The 23,401-nt window shown below is 54.4% G+C and carries 20 protein-coding genes; 12 read left to right on the plus strand and 8 right to left on the minus strand.

Features of this window, described 5'->3' with window-relative positions:
* Nucleotides 1-150 precede the first annotated feature (150 nt).
* Both WFP70_RS24335 and WFP70_RS24340 read right to left on the minus strand, forming a co-directional pair.
* On the minus strand, nt 151-2,541 hold the full coding sequence (locus WFP70_RS24335) for a glucose/quinate/shikimate family membrane-bound PQQ-dependent dehydrogenase (protein WP_337024692.1): 2,391 nt from the start codon (nt 2,539-2,541) through the stop codon (nt 151-153).
* A gap of 289 nt (nt 2,542-2,830) precedes the next feature.
* A complete protein-coding gene (locus WFP70_RS24340) occupies nt 2,831-3,424 on the minus strand; it encodes a hypothetical protein (protein WP_337024691.1) in 594 nt (197 codons plus the stop codon).
* Nucleotides 3,425-3,841: 417 nt separating this feature from the next.
* On the opposite strand from WFP70_RS24340, the gene WFP70_RS24345 reads away from it, so the two are divergent.
* Nucleotides 3,842-5,080 carry an MFS transporter gene (locus WFP70_RS24345; protein WP_337024690.1) on the plus strand — a complete coding sequence of 413 codons (1,239 nt, stop codon included), beginning with the start codon at nt 3,842-3,844 and terminating at the stop codon, nt 5,078-5,080.
* 101 nt (nt 5,081-5,181) lie between these two features.
* On the opposite strand, the gene WFP70_RS24350 is transcribed toward WFP70_RS24345, so the two are convergent.
* Nucleotides 5,182-6,342 carry a Gfo/Idh/MocA family protein gene (locus tag WFP70_RS24350; protein ID WP_337024689.1) on the minus strand — a complete coding sequence of 387 codons (1,161 nt, stop codon included), beginning with the start codon at nt 6,340-6,342 and terminating at the stop codon, nt 5,182-5,184.
* Nucleotides 6,343-6,609: 267 nt separating this feature from the next.
* On the opposite strand from WFP70_RS24350, the gene WFP70_RS24355 reads away from it, so the two are divergent.
* The gene (locus WFP70_RS24355) at nt 6,610-7,485 is read left to right on the plus strand and encodes a BadF/BadG/BcrA/BcrD ATPase family protein (RefSeq protein ID WP_337024688.1); all 876 of its coding nucleotides are present in this window, start codon (nt 6,610-6,612) and stop codon (nt 7,483-7,485) included.
* A gap of 26 nt (nt 7,486-7,511) precedes the next feature.
* Nucleotides 7,512-8,633 carry an ROK family transcriptional regulator gene (locus WFP70_RS24360; protein ID WP_058961835.1) on the plus strand — a complete coding sequence of 374 codons (1,122 nt, stop codon included), beginning with the start codon at nt 7,512-7,514 and terminating at the stop codon, nt 8,631-8,633.
* Between the two features lie 99 nt (nt 8,634-8,732).
* Here WFP70_RS24360 and WFP70_RS24365 read toward each other — a convergent pair whose 3' ends face one another.
* Together WFP70_RS24365 and WFP70_RS24370 are read right to left on the minus strand one after the other, a co-directional pair.
* Entirely contained in the window at nt 8,733-9,824 is a 1,092-nt protein-coding gene (locus tag WFP70_RS24365; protein ID WP_337024687.1) for an ABC transporter ATP-binding protein, read from the minus strand.
* 13 nt (nt 9,825-9,837) lie between these two features.
* Nucleotides 9,838-10,437: a GNAT family N-acetyltransferase gene (locus WFP70_RS24370; protein WP_166933850.1), complete on the minus strand. Its 600-nt coding sequence runs from the start codon at nt 10,435-10,437 to the stop codon at nt 9,838-9,840.
* Between the two features lie 531 nt (nt 10,438-10,968).
* Here WFP70_RS24370 and WFP70_RS24375 point away from each other — a divergent pair.
* The 5 genes from WFP70_RS24375 (at nt 10,969) to WFP70_RS24395 (ending at nt 14,980) form a co-directional block, all read left to right on the plus strand.
* Nucleotides 10,969-12,312 carry an extracellular solute-binding protein gene (locus tag WFP70_RS24375; RefSeq protein WP_337024686.1) on the plus strand — a complete coding sequence of 448 codons (1,344 nt, stop codon included), beginning with the start codon at nt 10,969-10,971 and terminating at the stop codon, nt 12,310-12,312.
* Nucleotides 12,313-12,370: 58 nt separating this feature from the next.
* Nucleotides 12,371-13,243 carry a carbohydrate ABC transporter permease gene (locus WFP70_RS24380; RefSeq protein ID WP_337024685.1) on the plus strand — a complete coding sequence of 291 codons (873 nt, stop codon included), beginning with the start codon at nt 12,371-12,373 and terminating at the stop codon, nt 13,241-13,243.
* The gene (locus tag WFP70_RS24385; RefSeq protein WP_337024684.1) at nt 13,243-14,058 is read left to right on the plus strand and encodes a carbohydrate ABC transporter permease; all 816 of its coding nucleotides are present in this window, start codon (nt 13,243-13,245) and stop codon (nt 14,056-14,058) included. The genes WFP70_RS24380 and WFP70_RS24385 overlap by 1 nt, the downstream gene beginning before the upstream one ends.
* A gap of 132 nt (nt 14,059-14,190) precedes the next feature.
* Nucleotides 14,191-14,724, plus strand: a complete 534-nt coding sequence (locus WFP70_RS24390; protein ID WP_166933842.1) for a DUF2778 domain-containing protein — start codon at nt 14,191-14,193, stop codon at nt 14,722-14,724.
* On the plus strand, nt 14,708-14,980 hold the full coding sequence (locus WFP70_RS24395; protein WP_337024683.1) for a hypothetical protein: 273 nt from the start codon (nt 14,708-14,710) through the stop codon (nt 14,978-14,980). The genes WFP70_RS24390 and WFP70_RS24395 overlap by 17 nt, the downstream gene beginning before the upstream one ends.
* 11 nt (nt 14,981-14,991) lie before the next feature.
* Here the strand turns inward: WFP70_RS24395 and WFP70_RS24400 are convergent, their stop codons facing one another.
* Together WFP70_RS24400 and WFP70_RS24405 are read right to left on the minus strand one after the other, a co-directional pair.
* Entirely contained in the window at nt 14,992-15,474 is a 483-nt protein-coding gene (locus WFP70_RS24400; protein WP_337024682.1) for an Hcp family type VI secretion system effector, read from the minus strand.
* A 102-nt stretch (nt 15,475-15,576) separates the two neighbouring features.
* On the minus strand, nt 15,577-16,647 hold the full coding sequence (locus WFP70_RS24405) for a tartrate dehydrogenase (protein ID WP_337024681.1): 1,071 nt from the start codon (nt 16,645-16,647) through the stop codon (nt 15,577-15,579).
* Between the two features lie 84 nt (nt 16,648-16,731).
* Here WFP70_RS24405 and WFP70_RS24410 point away from each other — a divergent pair, with 84 nt between their 5' ends.
* The 4 genes from WFP70_RS24410 (at nt 16,732) to WFP70_RS24425 (ending at nt 21,181) form a co-directional block, all read left to right on the plus strand.
* The gene (locus tag WFP70_RS24410; protein WP_337024680.1) at nt 16,732-17,637 is read left to right on the plus strand and encodes a LysR family transcriptional regulator; all 906 of its coding nucleotides are present in this window, start codon (nt 16,732-16,734) and stop codon (nt 17,635-17,637) included.
* A gap of 253 nt (nt 17,638-17,890) precedes the next feature.
* Nucleotides 17,891-19,312 (plus strand): sodium:solute symporter family protein, encoded by a 1,422-nt coding sequence (locus tag WFP70_RS24415; protein ID WP_097118993.1) that lies wholly within the window; start codon nt 17,891-17,893, stop codon nt 19,310-19,312.
* A gap of 1 nt (nt 19,313) precedes the next feature.
* A complete protein-coding gene (locus WFP70_RS24420) occupies nt 19,314-20,507 on the plus strand; it encodes a sialidase family protein (RefSeq protein ID WP_337024679.1) in 1,194 nt (397 codons plus the stop codon).
* A complete protein-coding gene (locus tag WFP70_RS24425) occupies nt 20,504-21,181 on the plus strand; it encodes an SDR family NAD(P)-dependent oxidoreductase (protein ID WP_337024678.1) in 678 nt (225 codons plus the stop codon). Before WFP70_RS24420 ends, WFP70_RS24425 begins: the two co-directional genes overlap by 4 nt.
* 191 nt (nt 21,182-21,372) lie before the next feature.
* Here the strand turns inward: WFP70_RS24425 and WFP70_RS24430 are convergent, their stop codons facing one another.
* Nucleotides 21,373-23,331 carry a sigma-54-dependent Fis family transcriptional regulator gene (locus WFP70_RS24430; RefSeq protein WP_176505789.1) on the minus strand — a complete coding sequence of 653 codons (1,959 nt, stop codon included), beginning with the start codon at nt 23,329-23,331 and terminating at the stop codon, nt 21,373-21,375.
* Nucleotides 23,332-23,401 lie beyond the last annotated feature (70 nt).

Genomic DNA, 23,401 nt, shown 5'->3' on the forward strand with positions numbered 1-23,401 from the left:
CAGGGCTGGTGCTGCCGGAAAGAAGAGTGCGGCATTACCCAAGGGCGGTAAAAAAGAGGCCACAACGTTATCCGTTGCGGCCTCCATTAAGATCTTAACTGACAAGCATTAGGGCTTCACAGCCCGCCTTTGTCACATCAATCCAGAAACTTATTTAGCATCTGGCAGTGCGTAGGCAATGACGTAATCGCCCAGCTTAGTACCAAACGAACCGTGACCACCTGCAGCAATGACAACGTACTGCTTGCCATCTACTTCGTAGGTCATCGGTGTTGCCTGGCCACCGGCTGGCAGACGTGCCTGCCACAGCATTTCCCCGGTGTTGGTGTCGAACGCGCGCAGATAGTTATCGGCAGTCGCACCAATAAAGAACACGTTACCGGCCGTGGTAATTGGGCCGCCCAGCATTGGCATACCCATTTTGAACGGAACCGGAACCGGCGCGCTGTCGCGAACGGTACCGATACGTTTTTTCCACACGGTTTCGTTGGTTTTCAGGTCAACCGCTGAGACATAGCCCCAGGCCGGTTGTTTACATGGCAGACCCAACGGAGACAGGAACGGATTCAGCTCGACGCCGTACGGTACACCGTACTGTGGCTGGATACCGGTTTCAGTACCTGAACCGCCTTTGTCATCGGCTGGTGGCTCGATCGGATTACCCGGACCGCGTGGCACCAGTTTAGAGACAAACGGCAGCGCCATTGGGTTAGCAATCGCGATCTGGCGATGTGGATCTACCGCGATACCGCCCCACTCGAACATACCGAGGTTACCAGGGAACACCAGCGTACCTTGCTCAGACGGCGGGGTGAACGGACCTTCGTAGCGCAGACGCTTGAAGATCACGCGGCACACCAGTTGGTCGAACATGGTTGCGCCCCACATGTCCTTGTCCGTCAGATTGTTCTTCGGACGGAAGGTCAGTTCGGAGTACGGCTGAGTTGGGGATACGTGATCACCTTTCGCAGCGCCCTGTGGCACTGGAGTTTCCGGTGCGGGGACAACTGGCTTACCGGTACGACGATCCAGGACAAAGATGTTACCGGTTTTGGCCGGGGCATAAATCACCGGAACGGTGTTGCCATCTTTGTCAGTGATATCGGCCAGCGTCGGTTGTGACGGCAGGTCCATATCCCACAGATCGTGATGCACGGTCTGATACGACCACACCAGCTTGCCGGTGGTGGCGTTCAGTGCCAGTACGCTGCTCGCGAAACGTTCCTGGTCAGGCGTACGGTTACCACCCCAGATGTCTGGTGTGGTCACGCCCATTGGCAGGAATACGGTATCCAGTTTTGGATCGTATACTGCCGGTGCCCAGGAGTTCGGCGAGTTCATGGTGAAGGTATGTTCATCATCTGGAATCGCGTTGGGATCTTTCGCGCCCGGATCAAACACCCACAGCAGTTTACCGGTATTCACATCAAAGCCACGAATAGCGCCTGACGGTTCACGGGTTGAGTAGTTATCGGTGACCGCACCGGCGATCACGATAGTGGTATCCGTGATGATCGGTGGTGAAGTCGGCTCATACTGGCCTGGGGTCAGTACCGGCTGTTTGTGCTGCAGATCCAGCTCACCGTTGTTACCAAACGCGGCACAACGTTCACCGGTTTCGGCATCCAGCGCGAACAGACGACCGTCGTTCACTGGCAGATAAATGCGACGTGAACACAGCGCAGGCTGGGTGTTAGACGCATCCGCTGCTGCTGGCATTTCATGGTAAGAGACACCACGACAGGTCACATGCTGGAAGGTTGGATTCGGTTTTAAGCCCGGATCAAATTTCCACTTCTGCTTACCGGTTTTTGCATCCAGCGCAAACAGAATCTGGTGCGGTGAGCAGAGATACAAGGTGTCGCGGATTTTAATCGGCGTCACTTCGTCGGTGATTTCACCTGGGTCGTTCGGGGTTTTCAGATCGCCCGTCTGGAACTGCCAGGCTACCTGCAACTCTTTCACATTACCGGTGTTGATTTGCTTCAGTGGAGAGAAGCGCGTGCCTTGCTGGTCACGCGCGTACGCAGGCCAGTCAGCATCCTTGATGTTGCTCAGCGGCTGTGCTTGCGGGGCATTATCTGCCGCCGCTGGGATTTCACCGTTCAGCTCCTGCGGATCGTGGAACACTGCCCACGCCAGCACCAGCACGCTGGCAATCAGCGCAACGGCCATCAGACCCAGTGCGCCTTTACCTGCGTGATTCAGACCGCGATACACAAACGGCAGAATCAGCCAGATGCCGAAGATCACCAGCACATCGGTACGTGGTGCCAGCGCCCAGAAGTCGAAACCAACTTCCCAAACGCCCCACACCAGCGTTGCCAACAGCAACAGTGCATACAGCATGATCGCTGCACCGCTACGGCGCCACAGCAGGATAGCGGTGATCAACATAATCACACCGCCAATAACGTAGTACCAGGAACCACCAATTGCGGCTAGCCATACACCGCCTACCAGCATAAATGCGCCTGTGAGCAGTGCGAACAGCACCGTCATAAAGCGAATCACGCCAAAAGATGAGGAAGCTTTCCCCATAATATTAACCTCTTTCTTTGCCATAAACTTAAAAGGAAACAACGCATTAGGTTGTTTCCCGACATAGAGTACGAAGTGACTTAAAATGTTCGATCGCAGCGCTTCCGTTACGCCAGATGATCCCTTTGCGTTAAATTTTATCTTAAAAACGTTAACGGGTTTGATTTTTTTAGTGCTTTGCGCTTGTGGAATGGTAGTAGTGCGACATTTTATGAGGAGATTCTAACGTTATGCCCGAAGAGATCGGGACATAACGGCAAGAGGCGGCATTTCGTGTAAGCGTTTACACTTAAAACAGGGTGTTGCTGATGCGTTGTTCCTGCCAGCCAGAAAGTTGCAGGTCTTCATAGACAGACAACGGCAGAGTTAATTGCGGAGTGCGTAATATCACCTCTGCTTCTCTTTCCCGGCAGGATCCGAGCAAAAAGGGAAAGCTGAACTTGAGATAATTATCATTGAAGAAATCATCGTTCAGGACAATTCCCCTGAAGGGAAAAGAGGCAATATTCTTCCAGCACGTTCCTGGCGGAGCCAAATCATAAAGCCAGAATGCGTGATGCTGTGCGGCTTCTCGTAATGCCGCTTCATGCTTAACTAAACTGGCATAATTGATAGCAAGGGAGACATTTTCCATTTGCAGGCTGGGATATTTTTCTGGCGCCTTTAAAAAGCGCGCAAGAGTATTTCCCACTAAAGGGATAATTATTCGTTCGGGCGTATCGGGCAACTGATTGTGCAGTGAAATTATGTTGCTTCCGTTAAGTAATACTGTGCTTTCCTGTTCACAATGCATAAAGGGTGCTGAATAACACACGCCCATCAGTGCCCCGTCGAGGCGACGGATACGCTCAGTAACATAAGGATTGTATGAACTGTTTTCCATTTATCTCTATGAATAAATTAATTAACTGGAACGTCTTAATTATTATAAGGACGGCAAGGTTGCTGTGATCTTTACGCTTCCAATATAGATCGAAATGTTTGTTAAGGTCACCTTTTTTAGCTGTCTCTGATAGAGAGATATGGCGGCTAAAAGATGTATTTAATATTGAGTTATTGGAATTTCTGGAATGATTCAGATATTTTCAGGTGAAAACAATCAGCCTGCTAATATTCAGAACTCTATGCTTAGTTAAATTTTAGATAAGCAACTGTTTTTAAAGCGCACGGCTAGCCATTGCTTGCCAGCGTCAGATGTCGCACTCTGTGGCCGCAAAATGATAATGAGAGTCGGTAAACGGCTTTTCACCAGGCTGGTGCAATGATGCTGGCCGGAAGATGATTTAGGATGGGATAAAATATGGCTTCACCGTTATCCGCAGCAGAAGACTCTCTGTTGCGGCACAGGTCGTTTGTCGCCTTCTGGCTGGCGCGCACCTGTTCATCGTTTGGTTTCCAGATGTTCTCCGTGGCGGTTAGCTGGCAAATCTACGCCCTTACGCACAGCGCGATGGCGTTGGGGATGATTGGTCTGATGCAGTTCCTGCCTTCGGTATTACTGGCTCTGCCGGCCGGCCATCTTGCCGACCAGTTTGATCGCCGCCGCATTGTGCTGGTCGGGCAATTGATTGAATGGCTAGCTCTGCTTGGCCTGGTGGCACTGACGCTGATGCACTGGGCGGATAAAATTGAAATTTGGGGACTGGTGTTTCTGATCTCCGTGGCCAAAGCGCTGGAGTGGCCGTCGATCACGTCGATGCTCCCTGCGCTGGTGCCTCCACCGATTCTCGCGCGTGCCATGGCGGCGAGTTCAGTGGGCGGCCAGGCTGCAGTGATCGTCGGCCCAACCTTAGGTGGCCTGCTGTATGTGGCCGGTCCCGAGGTGGTTTACGGCGTCTCCGCCCTGTTTTATCTCTTCTCTCTGGTGTTGGTCAGCCGCCTTCGCTATGAACGTCCACCCCAAACGCGGATGCCGATGAATCTCACCACCATGTTTGCGGGCGTGCGTTTTATTCGTGAGCGCAAAGATGTGTTGGGTGTGATCTCTCTCGATCTGTTCGCCGTGTTACTGGGAGGTGCCACCGCGCTGTTGCCGATCTTCGCGCAGGATATTCTGCATACCGGCCCCTGGGGATTGGGCATGCTGCGCGGTGCACCTTCTGTAGGGGCGCTCATTGTTGGCGTGTGGCTCAGCCGTCACAAGCTGGAAAAACACGTCGGCATGATTATGTTTGGTTCGGTGGCGGGCTTTGGGGTCGCCACGCTGGTGTTCGCGCTCTCCACGCAATTATGGCTCTCTCTGCTGGCGCTGGCCGCGCTGGGTGGGTTCGACATGGTGAGCATGGTGATTCGCGGCGCGCTGGTGCAGCTGGATACGCCGGATGACATGCGCGGTCGCGTGAATGCGGTCAACGCCATCTTTATTAACACCTCAAATCAGCTGGGTGAGTTTGAGTCAGGCATGCTGGCAGCGTGGATGGGTGCGGTGCCTGCCGCAGCACTTGGCGGTATTGGCACGCTGGTGGTGGTAGCGGTCTGGATGACGATTTTCCCGCATCTGCGCAAACGGCAGAAGCTGGAGAATGAAAACGCAGGTTAAGTGCCAACAAAAACCGGCTCGCGGGCCGGTTAATGATGTCACCACTCTGCACTGCCATGAAAAGCCCCGCGCAAAGGGGGATCTGCGCGGGGAGGTTGACCTTATACGGTCGCGGCTTTCCCCAGGCTGGCGTCAAATTGTTTCCAGCTGTCTGTCATATCCACCACGGTTTTCGATTTTCGTGCTTCATCGATTTTGATCGCGGTCAGACCCGCTTCCAGTGCATCCACCACGGATACTTTCAGTGGCGTTCCCTGTTTAATGTGTTTGACGATCTCTTCAGCCATCAACGCATCGGCACCATAGTGACCGTCATAAGCATTGCCGCTGTAGGTGGTATCGACTTCGCGCTCGCCGGTACGGGCGTTGTGTACGCGGAAGTAGTTACGCACAAAGTCGCCCTCGGCCATGCCGTCGGTGCCCATCACGCAGAAACGACGAAATTCATCCGGCACGTTGAGGTTGGCGTGGAAGGCGAGAGTTGCGCCATTGGCGTATTCGATCAGCGCCGTCTGGTAATCGACGATATCGGCGTCGCCGTCAAACACCGCATCCGTGCTCGACCAGCCGCTGGGCTTCACGTGATACACCTCTGATTGCGGCGTGACAGCCCCGGTGGGTGCATGCTGCGGGGTGAAGTTCTTACGTCCACCAAAGCTGGCTACGCGCACCGGGCGTTCACCGACCAATCCCTGATAGAGATCGATGTCGTGGCAGCATTTTTCCAGAATATAAGGACCGGCGTATTTTTCCAGACGTCGCCAGTCGCGCTGGAAGAAGGCGCCGTGATAAGGCTTGATGTGTTCAGTGGCTTCGATTGAGGTGATTTCACCGAGACGATTTTCATCGCGTGCGTTCAACAGATCGTGATACAGCGGTGAGTAACGCAGCACCAGGCCGACCAGAATGCGCTCATGCCCATATTGTTGTACCAGTTGTGCCATCGCCATGGTTTGTTCTTCATTGATCACCACCGGTTTCTCGGTAAACACGGTGTAACCGGCTGCCAGCCCCTGCCGAATATGCTCAAGGTGCATAAAGTTGGGTGACCCTACCAGCAACAGTTCGAAACCGCCGTGCTGGAGCAGCGCATCCACGCTGTCGAACGCCTGCCCGGCATCAATGCCGAAGGTGTGAAGATTTGGCAAGCCAGCGGGAGCCGGATCGACGTAACCCACCACGGAGAACTCTGCGTCAGCTTTGTTGAACTCTTTCACCACATGAGAAAGACGAAAGCCCAGACCAATAATGCCCACTTTCATGTTGTACCCCTGAAGCCCGTTGCTTGTTAGCTGCCCGACCCATCAGGCTGCTGATAATCTGACCATTAACTTATTACGGCAGAAAAACTAATGTCAATCCTTAACGCCGATCTCAAATTGGTGCTTTTTGTTATCTTTATGTTTTAAATGAATATTAATTAACTATAAGGAATGCGTATTTATTTGTGATTGCGATTTAAGTTTTTTTCCCCTATCTTTCGCACATCTATAAGCATCATGCCGTTCGTGGCAGGCAGGAGGAAGCGCGTGCAATCACTTTTGCTGGGTATTGATGGCGGTGGTACACACTGTCGCGGGCGCCTGACGGACCACGCTGGCCACGTGCTGGCGGAAGCAACGGGCGGGCCCGCCAATGTCTGGTCGCAGTATGATGCCGCCATCAACGCCATTGAATCGGTCATCGACAGGCTCTTTCAACAAGCGGGGCTGGCTGCTGATGCGCGTGACCGCACCCTGCTGGTGGCGGGTTTGGCGGGGGCCAATGTGGCATCGGTGCATTCACGGCTGCAAAGCTGGCAGCCTCGTTGTCAGGCGCGTTATCTGTTTACCGATGTCGAGATCGCCTGCGCGGGTGCGCACGATGGTGCACCAGGCGCGGTGCTGATTGTCGGGACGGGCAGCCAGGGCGCAGCCTGGGACGGCGCGCAGTTTACCCTGCTGGGTGGCTGGGGTTTTGCCCTGTCGGATGCCGGTTCAGGCGCCATCCTTGGACGCCGTGCACGGCGCTTAGCGTTGCTGGCGCACGAAGCTATCGTGCCTGCTTCAGCGCTGACTGAACGTATTATGGCGTTGCATCAACACAGCCCGGAACAGATGTTACTCTGGTCACAGCAGGCAACACCCGCCGAGTGGGGCAGCGTGGTACCTGAAGTCTTTGCCGCTGCACAGCAGGGCGATCCCCATGGTATTGCGCTGGTGCAGCAGGCCGCTGCCGATATCGTGCAGATGGTGCAACCCTTGCTGGCACGCAGTCACGGCAAACTGGCCCTGATGGGGGGGCTCGCGGCGCCGATTCAGCCCTGGTTACCGGCCGAGATTGCTGCACAGCTTGTGCAGCCGCAGGGCGATGCCTTAAGCGGCGCACTGCGCCTTGCCAGCCAGTTCAGCCAGCAACCGGCTTAGCCTCTTATAACTTAAAAAAGAGATCCATGAGCGCTCCCAACGTAACTGCACGCATTTTGCGGCTGATTGTCGAAAATGCGCCAATCAGCCAGTCTGACCTCAAAGTCCGTAGCGGCCTGAGTATGTCCACGGTTTCGCAGGCCACCAACCGCTTGCTCTCCGGCGGTATTGTGCAGGAGCTGGGGTTGCGTCGTGTATCAATGGGACGACCGAAAACCCTGCTCGGCCTCAACCCGGATCACGCCAGCGTGGTCGGCATTCAGCTTAACGCCGAACGTAATTTGATCGTCTTAACCGATCTCAGCGGCAACATTATTGGTGAACAGCAGATCCCTTCAGGCGCGATGACCCCCAAGCAACTGGGTGATGCGCTGGCGAAGTTTTTGCGTGGTGTGGAAGGAAAGAAAGTCGGTGCCATTGGGCTGGCCCTCTCGGGGCTGGTGGATGCCAGCAACGGTGTTTGCGTCTTGTCACGCGCGCTGGGCTGGAACAACGTGCCGATTGCCCGCCTGCTGGAAGAACGTTTTTCACTGCCGGTCTTTATCGAAAATGATGCCAATGCCTTAGCCATGGCCGCGCTGGTATTTGGCCAGTTGGGCCATGCACAGTCAGCGGTGATCGCCACCTTTGGCAAAGGGATCGGGGCGGGAATCTTACTGGATCGCCAGCTCTATCGCGGCCGCCATGGCAAAGCCGGTGAGATTGGTGTGTCATTGCTCGGTGATGGCTCCGAACGTTTGCTGGAAGATGTCGCCTCGTCACAGGCGATTTTGCAGCGTGTGGCAGTTTCACTGAAAGAGGCGCTGCCGCAGACGTTACGCGATCTGGATAGCCAGCCCACACCTGAAGTGCTTAGCGCGCTGGCGGAGGCCGGGCAGCATCTGGGCATGTCGCTGGCGAATCTGTCGGTGGCTTACGATCCTGACGTGGTGTATCTGGCGATGGAGCCGCAGATGGCCTCGCGCATCCTGCTCGACCACATCACCCAGAGCTTCCAGACCTATCGCCTGAAGATCACGCCGCAGATGACGCCGCTGCAGTTCCTCACTGAGTCGAATCGGATGTGGGCACAGGGTGCGGCAGGTTTTGCGGTGAATAAGCTGTTGGATTTACTGGCGGCGCAGGCTGATGAAGAGACGGTGTCTTAAAGCAGCAATAGCTGTAGTGGCGCGATCTGCATCGACGTTGTTCGCTCGTTATAAGGAGAGCGCCGTAGCATAACTACGGCGCTTGCTTCGTTCAGGCGCTTAACGCAGGCGCAATCCCTGCTCATCAAACAACATTCCGCGCTCAGCATTGATCTGATAGCTGACGCGGTCGCCAATCTCATGTTCTGCCGCGTTACGCTCCTCAATCACCAGTAAATTCTCCTCACCGATATCCAGGTAAAGATAGTTGGTGTGCCCCAGCATCTCGCTGAATGACAAATCAGCGCTAAAGCTCAGCGCATCGGTATCCTGATTAGCCGGCGAGAAGTGTTCAGGTCGGATTCCCAGCGTGACTTTTTGTCCTTCATGGCAGGCTGCGTCGATCTTCATGGTCAGCGTGTGAATGCCTAAGGCAGGCACGCGCAGCTGCACGGCACCTGGCGCGATCGTGGCAATTTCCGCCTGCAGGAAGTTCATCTTCGGAGAACCGATAAACCCGGCGACAAACAGATTGTCGGGATCGTGATACAACGCCATCGGAGCACCCACCTGCTCAATTTTGCCCTGACGAAGTACCACGATGCGGTCGGCCAGCGTCATCGCTTCCAGCTGGTCGTGCGTGACATAAATCATGGTGTTGCCCAGTGAGGCGTGCAGGCGAGCGATCTCAATGCGCATCTGTAGCCGCAGCTCAGCATCCAGATTGGAGAGCGGCTCATCAAACAGGAAAATGCGTGGATGGCGGATGATGGCGCGACCAATGGCCACACGCTGACGCTGGCCGCCGGAGAGCGCACGTGGCAGGCGATCCAGCAACTCTGTCAGATGCAGACGCGCAGCCGTCTGGCTAATCGCTTTCTCAATTTCCGCTTTAGATTTCTTCATCACTTCCAGCGGGTAAGCCAGATTGCCGCGCACCGTCATATTCGGATAGAGCGCATAGGACTGAAACACCATGGCAATGCCACGCTCGGTGGCGGGCTGGTGCGTCATGTCTGCGCCTTCAATCAGCAGCTTGCCGTCACTGATCTCCTCCAGCCCGGCAATCATGCGTAGCAAGGTCGATTTACCGCAGCCGGAAGGGCCGACAAACACCACGAACTCGCCGCTGTTAATGGTGAGATCGATACCGTGGATCACATTCACATGGTCGTAGGACTTTTTAACGCTTTGCAGGTGCAGGCTGGTCATGGTGAGGCCTCAATCAGAGTAGTTGACCCATGTAGATGGCGTTGCTGCGCATAATGTGTGTGAAACCAAGACGTTGATAAAAGCCGCATACCTTCTCGTTTTGCAGACTCACGCCCAGATAAACACCCGACACGCCAGCGGCGCGCAGATCCTGCAGCAGTTGCTCAATCAGTTTTCGTCCCCAGCCGCCTTGCTGGGCTGGCGGCAGCAGATTGATGTGCAGATGTGCAGGCCATTGCGCTACCAGTTGTTCCGCAGCGGCATCTGGCTGGAGGATGGCGTCCAGCACTTTGCTGTCGAGGGGGGCTCGCGGCGTGTAGTCGCGATATTGCTGTTGCAGCGGTGGCCACCAATGCGCATCCAGTTCTGCTTCGAAGGCGCGTGTATCCGGTGCTGCCACCGCATAACCCATCACTTCCCCCTCTATTTCAAGGGCATAAGCAAAGTCCGGCGCAAAGCGCGCGTAGGGAATGACAAAGCGCAGGCCGGGCAGTGCCGGGTCGGAATAGAGCGCGGTGGCGTCAGTGCCCGCATTGGCCGTTTCTAAGCAGATGCGCGACAGGGCAGGAAAATCGCTCTCGCTGGCGCGGCGAATAACACCTTTAGCCGTCATGGTGGTGCCTCTGTGGTCATGAGATAAACAGATTTTACGGTAAATAAAGCTGACTTAGTTTTCAAGGTGTAATAATTGCGCTACCGCACAACATCGAGGTAAATCCTGAGGGCGGACGGTGGCGTGAACGGCCACGTGAAGCGGCGCAGAGCCTGTGGTGCCTGTGTTCTGGGATGATTTTGCCGCAGAGGCCTCTCACCTCTCTCAATAAGTATAGAATTTTCATATGGTCTGTCAGTGGGTTAATGCGGCTGAATGGCGTAAGTGATTTGTGCTGTCGGCAGAGGCATGTCTTCTTATGGTGTGCGCTTCAGCGGCTGTCATGCAGAATTCTCTACTGCATAGCCCGCTTTTCTTCTCACAGTTTGCACTGTATCACAGAGCAAAAATTCCGCAGTGAGGGTGTTTGACTTTCTTTTGTTCATAAAGTAAGTATGAATTAACGTCGTTATTACTGCTGCTGAATCAACCTGCCAGGACATGCAGGTGTCGCGATGAAGGGATGCCAGTCATCTGTTGGAGAAACCGAGCATGATGTGTGATTCAACCAAACGTCCGTCCCTTATGAAAAGCTCACTGCGCAGTGTGTCGCGTCTGGTTTCAGCCGGGATTTTGCTCGGTGCGACCCTGGCGACGGCACAAGCGGTCACGCTGAACGAATGGGATATTTATAACTATCCGCAGCAAACCGAAGCCGTGGATGAAGCGGTGAAAGCGTTCCAGCAGAAGAATCCGGGCATTACCATCCAGCGCTCGGTGCACTCTTTTGAAGACACACGCATTCCACTGAAGCTGGCGCTGACTGCCGGTGATGGCCCGCAAATCGCGCAGGTCAATCAGGGCGGTGGCGATATGGGTTCGCTGGTGAAAGACAAACTGCTGTGGCCGCTGGACGATTATGCCAAAACTTACGGCTGGACCACGCGCTTCCCGGATTCGATCCTCAAGCGTAACCGCTGGTCTGATAAGCAAGACTTTGGTAGCGGCAAACTGTATGGCGTGGCGAGTCTCGGTGAAATGGTGGGTCTGTATTACAACAAGGCGCTGCTGGACAAAGCGGGTGTTGCGGTACCGAAAACCCTGCCTGAACTGGAAGCGGCAATGGAGAAACTGAAAGCCGCGGGTACGCCGCCGATGATGCTCGGCCTGCTGGATGGCAATATGGGCCAGCAGTTGCTGAGTACGGTATGGGAAGCACAGATTGAGAGTAAAGATCGCAAAGCCCTCGACGATCTGATCTACGACGTCGGCGGCACCTTCAAAGACGACAAGCTGGTGAAAGCGGCGAGCATGATGAAAAGCTGGAAAGACAAAGGCTACTTCTTCCCCGGCTTTGAAGGCATTGGTCATGATGATGCGGCCACCCTGTTCCAGAATGGTCAGGCCGCGTTCCTGGTGAGCGGCACCTGGTATCTCGGCCAGTTTAAAGACAATAAAGATGTGCACTTCGCGGCGATGCCGATGGGTGAGGGGGTACAGCATGCGCTAATGGTGGGCGGTACCGATCTGGCGTTCTCGATCACCAACACCGCGAAAACCAAAGAGCAGCAGGATGCGGCGGCCAAATTCATCGATTACATCGTTTCCGATGAGATGGCTAACCGCTGGTTGAAAGTGGGCTTCCTGCCGGCAGGCACCAGCAAGAATGCACAAATCCCGGCGGATAACCCGTTGCTGGCAGAGACATATCAGGTTTGGGTGACCCTCAACGAGCATGATGGCCTCGGCCATTATCTGGACTGGGCCACGCCGACCATGAACGCCGAGCTGAATCAGAACGTGCAGCTGTTACTGGCCGGAAGACAGACGCCGGAGCAGATGGTCACCAATTTCGACAACAACTATCAACGTTACCTGAAAACCCTGAAGCACTGATGACGTCCGGCCCGACAGCAATGCCGGGCCGTGAATTAGCCTGCAAGCGAGTAAGGTTATGCTGAACAAATCTGCCTGGCGCAATGCGCTCTATCTTCTGCCTGCCGTACTGGTCTATGCGGTGTTTTTACTCCTGCCGCTGCTGGCCTCGCTCGGCATCAGTTTCACCGAGTGGGATGGCATTTCCCTGCCGATTTTCACCGGTATTAGCAACTACGTACGTATGTTCCAGGACCCGGTGTTCTGGGTGGCGCTGGGCAACAACGCGCTGCTGATGTTGTTTTACACCTTGCTGCCAATTGGCGTAGGTCTGCTGTTGTGCAGCTTCCTGTATGAAACGCGCAACGGCAAAGAGCGCAGCGTATTGCGTATTCTGTTTTTTCTGCCTTACATCATGCCGATGGCGGTATTGGGCGTGGTGTGGCGCTGGCTGTATAACCCAGCGTTTGGTCCTATCGATCAGTTCCTGCGCGCGATTGGCTTGCCGCAGTTGGCTCTGTCGTGGCTGGGTGATTTCACCTGGGCGTTACCGGCAGTGGGTTTTGTCGCCACCTGGTATTTCTTTGGATTCTGTCTGGTGCTGTTTATGGCTGGATTACAGCGCATGGATCCTTCGCTGTTAGAAGCCGCCGATTTGGATGGTTCTTCACGGCGTCAGAAGTTTATGCGTATCACGCTGCCCTCACTGCGCCCGGAACTGCGCATTGCGCTGCTGCTGACGGTGATTGCCAGCCTGAAGGCCTTCGATCTGGTGTATGTGATGACACAAGGCGGGCCGGGCACTTCGACTATGGTGACCAACATCTTTATGTATAAGCACGGCTTTGATCTGCACTACTTTGGCTACGCGTCTGCGGTTGCCGTGTTCAGTATGTTGATTGTGCTGATGATCAACGCCTGTATTCATTTTGCTATTCGGGAGCGTCACTGATGCGCGGTACGCCTGTTGTCTCACGCGCACTGATTTGGATTGTCGCGCTGATGACCATCCTGCCGTTTTTAATGGCGCTGATGACCTCGTTCAAAACGCAGATGGAGCTGTTTCAGGGCGTGTTCACGCTGCCTTCATCGCTGAACTTTAAAAATTACGTGACGGCCTGGCAGCAGGGGCACTTCAACGTCTACTTTATGAACTCGGTGCTGGTGGTGATTCCGGTGGTGATCAGCAGCATTTTGTTAGGGATTCTGGCGGGATTTGGTTTTGCCTGGCTGAAAATCCCTGGTAAGAAGGTGATAGCGGCGATGCTGGGTCTGGGCATGGTGCTACCGAGCGAGGCTTTCATTATCCCGCTCTACCACGAACTGCGCTGGATGGGGCTGACGAACACGTATCTGGCGCTAATCCTGCCACAAATTGCCTTATCACTGCCGTTTACCACGTTGATGATTGCCACTGCACTGCAGCAGGTGCCGCGCGAACTGGTGGAAGCGTCAGTGATGGACGGCGCATCCCGGCGCAAAATCCTGTGGGGCATTCTGGTGCCCGCCATCTGGCCCACGCTCTCAACGCTGGCGCTGCTGCTGTTTATCTGGACGTGGAATGAGTTCCTGATTCCGCTGATTCTGGTCAACAAGGATGAACTGCGCACTTTGCCAATCGGCATGATGTTTTTCCAGAACAAAAACACCATTGATATTCCAGTGCTAATGGCGGGCGCGATGATTGTGATTCTGCCTCTGGTGGCGGTGTTCCTGGTGTTCCAGCGCAAGTTTATCAGTGGAGTGACGGAAGGGGCGGTGAAGTAGGGACATCCTTTGCGGCGTCTGGATTGCAACCTGTGATGGAATGCACAGTGTTGGACTATCCAGGGATATTTAATTAACACCCATAAACCGTTTGTGGTTATTGTGCCATGGTTAATTTCAGGAGGAAATTACATGGCTATCAACGGAAAGTTTATTCTTACGGGTACTCAGTTCTCGCCACTCATATTGCCGGGGATTGGCCATTTCATGGCTTTCTCAGGTAATAATCATTATCGCAATCGCCCGGCATGTGCATCCATTCCATTTAATGGACCTTTACCCTTAGGTCTGTATTACATCGTTAAGCGACCAACAAATGGCGTGAAAAGTATGTTATATAATATGAGCCGAGAGTTTTGGTCATGGCCCGGCAGTTCACCTGTTGTTCATGCAGAGTGGTTTGGACTTTTTCGCCACGATGCACTCATTGACGATTATACGTTTATTGAAGGTATTAAACGCGGCAACTTCCGTCTTCATCCAATTGGCCCTGCCGGTATCTCACAAGGTTGTATTACCTTGCAGTATCGTAGTGATTTTCTAAAAATCCGTCAGGCATTGATGACTTACACTTATGGGAATAAAAACATCCCAGGCACCAGTTTCTATTCTTATGGGACAATTGAGGTCATTGATGGGAGTGTTTCAGATGCCTGTAGCGCATAGTTCTGGTATCAGATTTCCACTAAAAATTTTATTTTTCTTCCTTGCTTTTTTTATCCTTATTCCGATTAATCACTCAATAGCATTCACCTTTCTCGAAGGAAATCAGTCTGCATTTGTTGACTTTACCTATGCATATGGTTTGGGTGATGCGGAGGGGTTTTACGGTGAATTGATTATTGCTTCATCTGTTATTGAAAGCGCGAGTCTTTTAGCACTCACGCTTTATCTGATAAAGGTGTTCAAAAAGCGTCACTGATCAGGGTTTGATTAGCTTCGTTCATTCCATGCATCAGTGTGCTGTACATTGCCATCACAATATCGCCATGTGACTTTTTCATACATCATCGCAACGGATTCGACATGGTTAGTTTGAAGGTTGTTCGCTTTTATATTTGCCATGCCAGGAATGACGGAAACAATTTTTACACCTTCGAAAAGCATATTGAAGTATTCGACCTCTTGCCCTGTATCACTAATACAGTACCATTTAAATTCTGCTGAAGTTAATGTCTGGCCTGATGTGGCTGCTTTATAAAGGTAGGGACTTGATGAATCGAATACCTTTTCAAAACTTACCGGCATATGTGTACGCGTTCCCGTAATCTTACCCGTGGCACCATCAACCGGTAAAGTGACGCCATGAGAGAATCCTTGCACTTCAATACTGTGTTCTCTTGCTGTTACATCTACGGAGCCTTTAATAATCGCTCCACCATCATCCTTTAACCACAAATAAGCCGGGATAGGCATATTATTTCCTTTTTACCGTTGTCCTGAAAATAAGGTACATCAATAAAATTCATTTCCCATGCTTATTTTGTGGTTATTGTGATCTCTATTGACACTTAATTTTTACAGCGCAGCCGCGATCGCCGCACCCAACTCTTCCGTTGAGGCGCTGCCGCCGAGGTCGCGCGTCAGGCTGTTACCGGCGGCCAGGGTGCGCTCAATGGCATCCAGCACGGCGGCACCCGCTTCGGCGTAACCGAGGTGCTCCAGCATCATCGCACCACACCAGATCTGTCCAATCGGGTTTGCCACGCCTTTGCCCGCGATATCCGGCGCTGAGCCATGCACCGGCTCAAACAGGCTGGGGAATTTCCCTTCCGGGTTGATGTTGGCGGAGGGCGCAATACCGATGGTGCCGGTACAGGCCGGGCCGAGATCCGACAGAATGTCGCCAAACAGGTTGCTGGCCACTACCACATCAAACCAATCCGGATGCAGCACGAAGTTCGCGGTCAGAATATCGATATGATACTTATCGACTTTCACTTCCGGATAGCTCGGTGCCATGGCTTCGACGCGGCTGTCCCAATATGGCATAGTGATGGCAATGCCGTTGGATTTGGTGGCAGAGGTCAGGTGTTTTTTCGGACGCTTCTGCGCTAACTCATAGGCAAACTTCAGGATGCGATCGACGCCCGTACGCGTCATCACCGTCTCCTGAATCACCACCTCGCGGTCGGTGCCAGGGAACATGGTGCCGCCGACGGACGAGTACTCGCCCTCGGTATTTTCACGCACCACGTAGAAATCGATATCGCCGGGCTGACGATTGGCCAGCGGCGCTTTGACGCCTGGCATCAGGCGAACCGGGCGCAGGTTGACGTACTGATCGAACTCGCGGCGGAACTGCAGCAGCGATCCCCACAGCGACACGTGATCCGGTACCACATCTGGCCAGCCCACCGCGCCAAAGTAGATGGCATCAAACTGGCTCAGAGTGGCGAACCAGTCATCCGGCAACATCTTGCCATGCTGCTGCCAGTACTCAGCGCTGGCAAAGTCAAACCATTGCCACTCCAGAGAAATATCGAATTTCTTTGCCGCTGCATCCATTACACGGATGCCTTCTGGCATCACTTCTTTGCCAATGCCATCGCCAGGGATGACGGCGATTTTGTAGGTTTTGCCGCTCATAGGGTTCTCACAGGTTGCTGTTGATGTTCTGAACGCAGTATAACCATGCATCACCGGGAAATAATTAGCCTGAGCGGCAAGCCAATGTTGAATAAAAGTAGAGAATCGCGCACTTCGACTGATGATCTGGCCTTCTTTGTGCGCGTCGCCGCGCTGGAGAGTTTAACCGCTGCGGCGCGTGAACTGGGGTTGTCGCTGCCCGCCGTCAGCAAACGTCTCAGCCACCTTGAACAGCGTCTGGGGGTGCAACTGCTGAAACGCACCACGCGGCGACTGGAGCTCACCGCTGAAGGAAAACGCTATCTGGAAGGGGCTCGCCCGTTGCTGGATCAACTGGCAGAACTGGAGGAGTCGGTGAGCAGTCAGGCGGCGGTGCTGCGTGGCCGCCTGAACATTAACGCCTCGTTTGGATTTGGTCGCCGCCATGTTGCCCCCTGCGTGTCGCGCTTTGCGGCGCTGCATCCTGAAGTCTCGTTATCACTACAGCTCAGCAGCCAGCCATTGAATTTCATCGATTCGCACATCGACATTGATATCCGTATTGGCGAACCGCCCGATGCGCGACTCATCGCGCGCAAGCTACGCACCAATCCACGCGTGCTATGCTGCGCCCCGATTTATGCGCAACGTCACGGCTTGCCTGACAGTATTGCGGCGCTGGCGCAGCACAACTGTATTTTGCTACGCCAGTACGAAAGCGATTTCGCATTGTGGCGATTGAGTGATGGCCAGCAGCAGGTGACGCAAAAAGTGCAGGGCAGCCTGATCACCAACGATGGCGAAGTGGCGATGCAGTTAGCGATGGATGGGCACGGCATTTTGCTGCGTTCCTGGTGGGATGCCCAGCACATGATTGAACGCGGCGATCTGCTACATGTGCTGCCCGCATGGAGCAGCGCGGACGGGGATATTTTTGCCGTATGGCGGCCACAGCGTCAGTTACCCGCCCGCATTAGCGCCTTTGTGGATTTTTTGCAGTCCGCCTTGTAACTATTAAATAATATTTGATTATTTATAATCACCATTGACTGTTTGTGAGCATGATCAAACAAATCATTGGCTATTTAGCCTATAAATTGCCCTGCTTATGCGTGAGTTCATTCTCATGTGAGTGAAATAAATCAATGAGCATAAACAGGGTTGCCTTTGTGCACAGACACTAAATAACAAAACAGGCAACCTCATTAACGGCAAGCGTGAAGCCCAGCGCAGGCCACGACCCTACGTTATCAATGAGGCTAAAATGAAACAGTTTTCTGCAGAAGGGATGATGATTATTGTCGGGATCGTCATCGCGTATATTCTGTTTACCACCTGGCTGACCTGGCGCCTGCGCAGTAAAAACAGCGGCGACTTTATGGCGGGATCCAACGTGATGCCGGCTTTTGTTGTGGGTGTGATGTTAATGTCTGAGTACATTGGCGCAAAATCGACCATTGGTACCGCCCAGGCGGCGTTTGAAGGTGGGTTTGCCGCATCCTGGTCGGTGATTGGTGCCGCGATTGGCTTCCCGCTGTTTGGATTCCTGCTGGTTAAGCGTATTTATAACACCGGAAAAATCACCATTTCGGGTGCGATTGCTGAACGTTACGGCAACTCAACCAAGAACATCATTTCCCTCATCATGATCTATGCGCTGCTGCTGGTGAACGTGGGGAACTATGTGAGCGGCGCAGCGGCGATCTCGACCGTGTTGAACCTCGATCTCACCACGGCGGCCGTGATCACCGCAATCGTCAGTACCTTCTACTTTATGTTCGGTGGCATGAAGGGCATTGCCTGGGTCACGCTGCTGCACAGCGGACTGAAATATATCGGTATCCTGATCATTCTCGGCGTCGCACTGCATATGACCGGCGGCGTTAGCCCGATGATCAAAGAGATGCCGCATTTCTACTGGACGTGGGACGGCAACATTGGGGCCAGCACCATATTTGCCTGGATGATTGGCACCATCGGTTCGATTTTCTGCACCCAGTTTGTCATTCAGGCCATTGCTTCCACCAAAAGTGCCGCATCCGCTAAGCGTGCAACCTGGGTTGCCTTCTTCTTTTGCATGCCGATTGCGATTGCCATTGCGTTGATTGGCGTGGCGGCGAAGTACCTGCATCCGGATATCAAAAGCCTGTATGCACTGCCGGTGTTTCTGCAGGATATGAGCCCATGGCTGGCGGGGATTGTGACCACCTCGCTGGTGGCATCGATTTTCGTCAGCGTCAGTACCGTGGCGCTGGCGATTGCCTCGCTGGTGGTTAAAGATTTCTATGTACCGTATCGCAACCCAACGCCAGAACGTGAATTCCGTATGACGCGCTGGCTGTCGCTGCTGATTGGTTTCCTGCCGTTAATCCTGGTGCTGTTCGTCCCCGAGGTGCTGAAGCTCTCCTTCTTCACCCGCGCGATTCGTCTGTCGATCTCGGTGGTGGCGATTATTGCCTTCTACCTGCCGTTCTATAAAAGTACCCGAGGGGCGAATGCCGGTCTGATTGGGGCCTGCGTGGTCACCACCGTCTGGTATCTGCTCGGCGATCCGTTCGGCATCAACAATATGTACGTGGCGTTGATTACGCCTGCAGTGATCATGGTGATTGATCGCCTGATCCCTTCGGTACAAACGCACGACAAAAAAGCACCAAAATCTTCAATGCAAAACAGTGGAGCCTGATATGACCGAATCAACGATTACCGTCGAACGTAACGGTAACCTTCATCCGCACGCGCAGGATGCGCAGCAGCTCACGGCGATGCTGCCTTCGGTCTGTCCGCAGAATCATGCCGCTAATCTGCTGCCGCTGCCCAACGGTGATCTGCTGTGTGTCTGGTTTGGTGGTACGCAGGAAGGGATTGCCGATATCTCCGTGTGGTGCTCGCGCCTGGAACAAGGCGGCAGCCAGTGGAGTGAGGCGCAGAAACTTTCTGATGATTCGACGCGCTCTGAGCAGAACCCGGTGCTGTTCCTCGATCCTGACCAGGTATTGTGGCTGTTATGGACAGCGCAGAAGTCCGGTAATCAGGACACGGCGATTGTGCGCTATCGCCAGTCACGTGATTTTGGCCGCAGCTGGAGCGCCATCGACACGCTGCTCGATCAACCCGGCACCTTTATTCGCCAGCCGATTACGGTGTTACCGAATGGCAACTGGCTGTTGCCGGTGTTCTATTGCCGCACTCAGCCGGGCGTAAAATGGGTCGGTAATGACGACATTAGCGCGGTAAAAATCTCCAGCGATAAAGGCAAAAGCTGGCGCGATGTGCCGGTGCCGGATAGCCTCGGCTGCGTGCACATGAACATTACTTTATTGCAGGATGGTAGCTTACTGGCGCTGTATCGCAGTCGTTGGGCAGACTTTATCTACCAAAGTCGTTCTGTTGACGGTGGTGAAAGCTGGAGTGCGCCGGTGGCGACGGAACTGCCCAACAACAACTCCTCAATTCAGGTGACCACGCTGAACAACGGCCATCTGGCGCTGGTGTTCAACGCCATGAGCGCCAAAGATGCCAGCGAGCGTCGCCTGTCGCTGTATGACGAAATCGAAGATGAGGATGAGGATGACGATGTGGCGGTGGCCGCTGAACCGGTGGTGCATAGCGGACGCACCGCATTTTGGGGCGCACCGCGCGCACCGATGACGCTGGCCATTTCCCCAGACGGCGGCAAAAGCTGGCCGTGGCAGCGTCATCTCGATGAAGGCGACGGCTACTGCATGACCAACAATTCGCAGCAGAAACTCAACCGTGAGTTCTCCTATCCCAGCATCAAGCAGAGTGAGGATGGCGCACTGCATATCGCCTACACCTATTTCCGTCAGGCGATTAAGTACGTCCGCGTTAACGAAGCGTGGGTGAGGGGCGAAAAATGAGTCGACACGCGCTGGTCACGGGTGTCAGTTCAGGTATTGGCGCGGCGATTGCTGATCATCTGCTGGCGCAGGGCTGGCAGGTGACGGGGTTCAGTCGCACACTGGTCAAGAAAGATCATCCGGGCTTTACCTCGGTGAGCGTGGATCTGTTCGATGCCAGTTTGCTGAAGCAGGCGCTGGCCGCTTTGCCAAAGGTGGATGCGCTGGTGCATGCCGCGGGCATGATGGCGGCTGCGCCACTCGGCGAACTTGATGAGGAGCAGAGCGCGCGCCTGTGGTATCTGCATGTGCAGGTGGCGCAGATCATGGCGAACGCGTTGCAGCCGCAGATGACGCAGGGCGATCGTATTTTGCTGATCGGCAGTCGCACTTCACGCGGCGCCGCTTATCGCAGCCAGTATGTCAGCACCAAAGCGGCAATGGTTGGGATGGCGCGCAGTTGGGCGGCTGAATTAGCGCCGCAGGGGATCACCGTGAATGTGATCGCGCCCGGTGCCACTGAAACGCCCATGTTGCTGCAACCTGGCCGTGCCAGTTCACCACCCAAGCTGCCGCCCATTGGGCGCTACATCAAGCCGGAGGAAGTGGCGGCGCTGGCGGGTTTTGTGCTGTCCCCCGCTGCTGATGCAATAACCGGGCAGGAATTGGTTATCTGCGGTGGAGCGTCGTTGTAGATAGCGATTCGTGTTGTTATCCGCAGCTGATGCAATCACCGGGCAAGAGTGAATGATTTACGGTAGAGCGTCATTGTAGATGGCGGTCAATATACTCCCCCTCATCCGTCTTCCCTGAATCCCGTCCGGGATTCAGGGAGTGTTGGTACGAGAGCGGGTGGGCTAAAGGAAGCACATGAACCCTTTTTAACCTATCTCCCTCGCAATGCCGTGACATCTACCTGCCAGACATTCAGTTTGTTATACAACGCGGTACGTGAAATCCCCAGTTGCTGTGCTGACTGGCGCAGGTTGCCTTTCTGCTCACTCACCACCTGCAATACATGCTGGCGCTCATTCTCCTGCAATGATGTTAAAACGCTGGATTGTGGCGGCGAGACGCGCTGCGTCATCTCTTCCGGCAAATCCGGCTTGCCAATCTCCAGCCCTTCACACAAATTCACCATGCGTTCGACCAGGTTCTCCAGTTCACGCACGTTGCCCGGCCAGTGCCACGTCTGCAAGCAGTGCATGGCTTCAGACGACACCTGCGGCGCGATACGTTTCAATCGAGTACAGAGCGCCTGAATAAACGTATTCACCAGACCTGGAATATCTTCCTGACGTTCTCGCAACGGCGGAATGGCTAATGAAATCACGTTAAGACGGTAATACAGGTCGCGGCGAAAGGCGCCTTTTTCCACCGCATCCAGCAGATTACAGTGGGTGGCGGCAATGATGCGCACATTGACCTTAAGCGGATGCGCGGCGCCAATACGCACCACTTCACTCTCTTGTAATACGCGCAGCAGGCTGGTTTGCGCCTCCAGCGGCATTTCGCCAATTTCATCCAGAAACAGCGTGCCGCCATCCGCCAGCTCGAATTTTCCCGCGGAGCCGCCGCGCCGGGAACCGGTGAATGCGCCATCGACATAACCAAACAGTTCGCTCTGCACCAGGTCACGCGGCAGGGCGCCGCAGTTGAGGGCGATAAAGGGTTCCTGATGTCGTGGGCTGGCGTTATGGATCGCCTGCGCGAACAACTCCTTGCCGGTGCCGCTTTCACCGCTTAACAGCACGGTGCTATCGGTACGGCTGCTGGCGCGTGCCTTCTGAATGGCTTGCTGCACGCGCGGAGCGTGGCCGCGGATCATCTCAAAGGTATAACTGGCGCTGACGCCCATTACCTGCCGCGTAATCGCCCGGATGCGCTGGTTCTCGCGCAGAGACAGCACACGTCCACCATCGGGTGCCGGCATCAATGAAATCAGACAGGAGAGGGGCTGCACGCCGTCCGGGATAAACTGCAACTCACGGTCATTACAGAATGGCATGGTCAGCAGCGATCCTCCCTGGGGTTGCAGTAACACATCAATCGGCCCGGCTTGAGGATCGAGACCACTAAAGATCTGCCGCGCATAGCGGTTTAACGTTTTGATCCGTCCGTGGCGATCGCAGACGATCACGCCCTCATTCAGGGTTTCGAGGATCGACTGTTGTTCTGCCAGCAAACTGCGCAACATTAATTGTTGTCCCACCGCTTCTGCAGCGGCCTGTACCGTGCCCAGCGTGTGCGCATTAAAGTTATCCGGTGTGGCGGTGAGTGTGAGCACGCCGAGCAGTTGGCCGCTGGCATCTCGAATCGGCGCGGCTGCGCACTGGTAGTGGCGCTTACGCAGATCGATCTTCCAGTTTTCACCGCTCAACACATACACCAGCCGTTGCTCAATCAGACAACGAGCTGTGCAGTTGGTGCCGAGCACCTCTTCGCTCAGGATGCTACCAATCGGCGTCAAATCAGCGCCGCAAAAATGCAGCGTGACACCTTGCGCGTCGGTGAGGTTGATATGGCCATCCGGGTTATAGGCCAGCAGGTTTTCCATTACGTTACGCGCCACCGCAATCAGCTCGGCATTGTGCGCCAGGATGGCCTTCAGCTCATCCGCAGGAGGCGAAGTGTAGATGAAGGTGTGTGGATCGATGGCGCGCTGCTGCGATCGCTGCCATGACTGCAAAATACTGCGCCGCATCCAGCCCGGTTGTTCCCCCCGGACAAAGCTGTGCCAGCCCTGCCAGAGCAAGGTATCCCATTCGCCCGCTTCAGCCCCTTCCGGCAGGCTGAAAATCGGGTCGCTTTCATCTTTAAACGGCAAACGTTCGCTGGCGCGCATTAGAGGCTCCTGGTCAATCTGGAATGTCCATTTTATTGACATGTGAAGTTGACATGTAAAGTTTATGACC

The organism is Pantoea sp. USMM079 (assembly GCF_037153115.1).
GTDB lineage: Bacteria > Pseudomonadota > Gammaproteobacteria > Enterobacterales > Enterobacteriaceae > Pantoea > Pantoea communis.

Excerpts from the sequence above, each read along its gene's own strand:
- WFP70_RS24335 (WP_337024692.1), bottom strand. The coding sequence starts at position 2,541 with ATGGGGAAAGCTTCCTCATCTTTTGGCGTGATTCGCTTTATGACGGTG.
- WFP70_RS24340 (WP_337024691.1), bottom strand. The coding sequence starts at position 3,424 with ATGGAAAACAGTTCATACAATCCTTATGTTACTGAGCGTATCCGTCGC.
- WFP70_RS24345 (WP_337024690.1), top strand. The coding sequence starts at position 3,842 with ATGGCTTCACCGTTATCCGCAGCAGAAGACTCTCTGTTGCGGCACAGG.
- WFP70_RS24350 (WP_337024689.1), bottom strand. The coding sequence starts at position 6,342 with ATGAAAGTGGGCATTATTGGTCTGGGCTTTCGTCTTTCTCATGTGGTG.
- WFP70_RS24360 (WP_058961835.1), top strand. The coding sequence starts at position 7,512 with ATGAGCGCTCCCAACGTAACTGCACGCATTTTGCGGCTGATTGTCGAA.
- WFP70_RS24365 (WP_337024687.1), bottom strand. The coding sequence starts at position 9,824 with ATGACCAGCCTGCACCTGCAAAGCGTTAAAAAGTCCTACGACCATGTG.
- WFP70_RS24370 (WP_166933850.1), bottom strand. The coding sequence starts at position 10,437 with ATGACGGCTAAAGGTGTTATTCGCCGCGCCAGCGAGAGCGATTTTCCT.
- WFP70_RS24375 (WP_337024686.1), top strand. The coding sequence starts at position 10,969 with ATGATGTGTGATTCAACCAAACGTCCGTCCCTTATGAAAAGCTCACTG.
- WFP70_RS24380 (WP_337024685.1), top strand. The coding sequence starts at position 12,371 with ATGCTGAACAAATCTGCCTGGCGCAATGCGCTCTATCTTCTGCCTGCC.
- WFP70_RS24385 (WP_337024684.1), top strand. The coding sequence starts at position 13,243 with ATGCGCGGTACGCCTGTTGTCTCACGCGCACTGATTTGGATTGTCGCG.
- WFP70_RS24390 (WP_166933842.1), top strand. The coding sequence starts at position 14,191 with ATGGCTATCAACGGAAAGTTTATTCTTACGGGTACTCAGTTCTCGCCA.
- WFP70_RS24395 (WP_337024683.1), top strand. The coding sequence starts at position 14,708 with ATGCCTGTAGCGCATAGTTCTGGTATCAGATTTCCACTAAAAATTTTA.
- WFP70_RS24400 (WP_337024682.1), bottom strand. The coding sequence starts at position 15,474 with ATGCCTATCCCGGCTTATTTGTGGTTAAAGGATGATGGTGGAGCGATT.
- WFP70_RS24405 (WP_337024681.1), bottom strand. The coding sequence starts at position 16,647 with ATGAGCGGCAAAACCTACAAAATCGCCGTCATCCCTGGCGATGGCATT.
- WFP70_RS24410 (WP_337024680.1), top strand. The coding sequence starts at position 16,732 with ATGTTGAATAAAAGTAGAGAATCGCGCACTTCGACTGATGATCTGGCC.
- WFP70_RS24415 (WP_097118993.1), top strand. The coding sequence starts at position 17,891 with ATGAAACAGTTTTCTGCAGAAGGGATGATGATTATTGTCGGGATCGTC.
- WFP70_RS24420 (WP_337024679.1), top strand. The coding sequence starts at position 19,314 with ATGACCGAATCAACGATTACCGTCGAACGTAACGGTAACCTTCATCCG.
- WFP70_RS24425 (WP_337024678.1), top strand. The coding sequence starts at position 20,504 with ATGAGTCGACACGCGCTGGTCACGGGTGTCAGTTCAGGTATTGGCGCG.
- WFP70_RS24430 (WP_176505789.1), bottom strand. The coding sequence starts at position 23,331 with ATGCGCGCCAGCGAACGTTTGCCGTTTAAAGATGAAAGCGACCCGATT.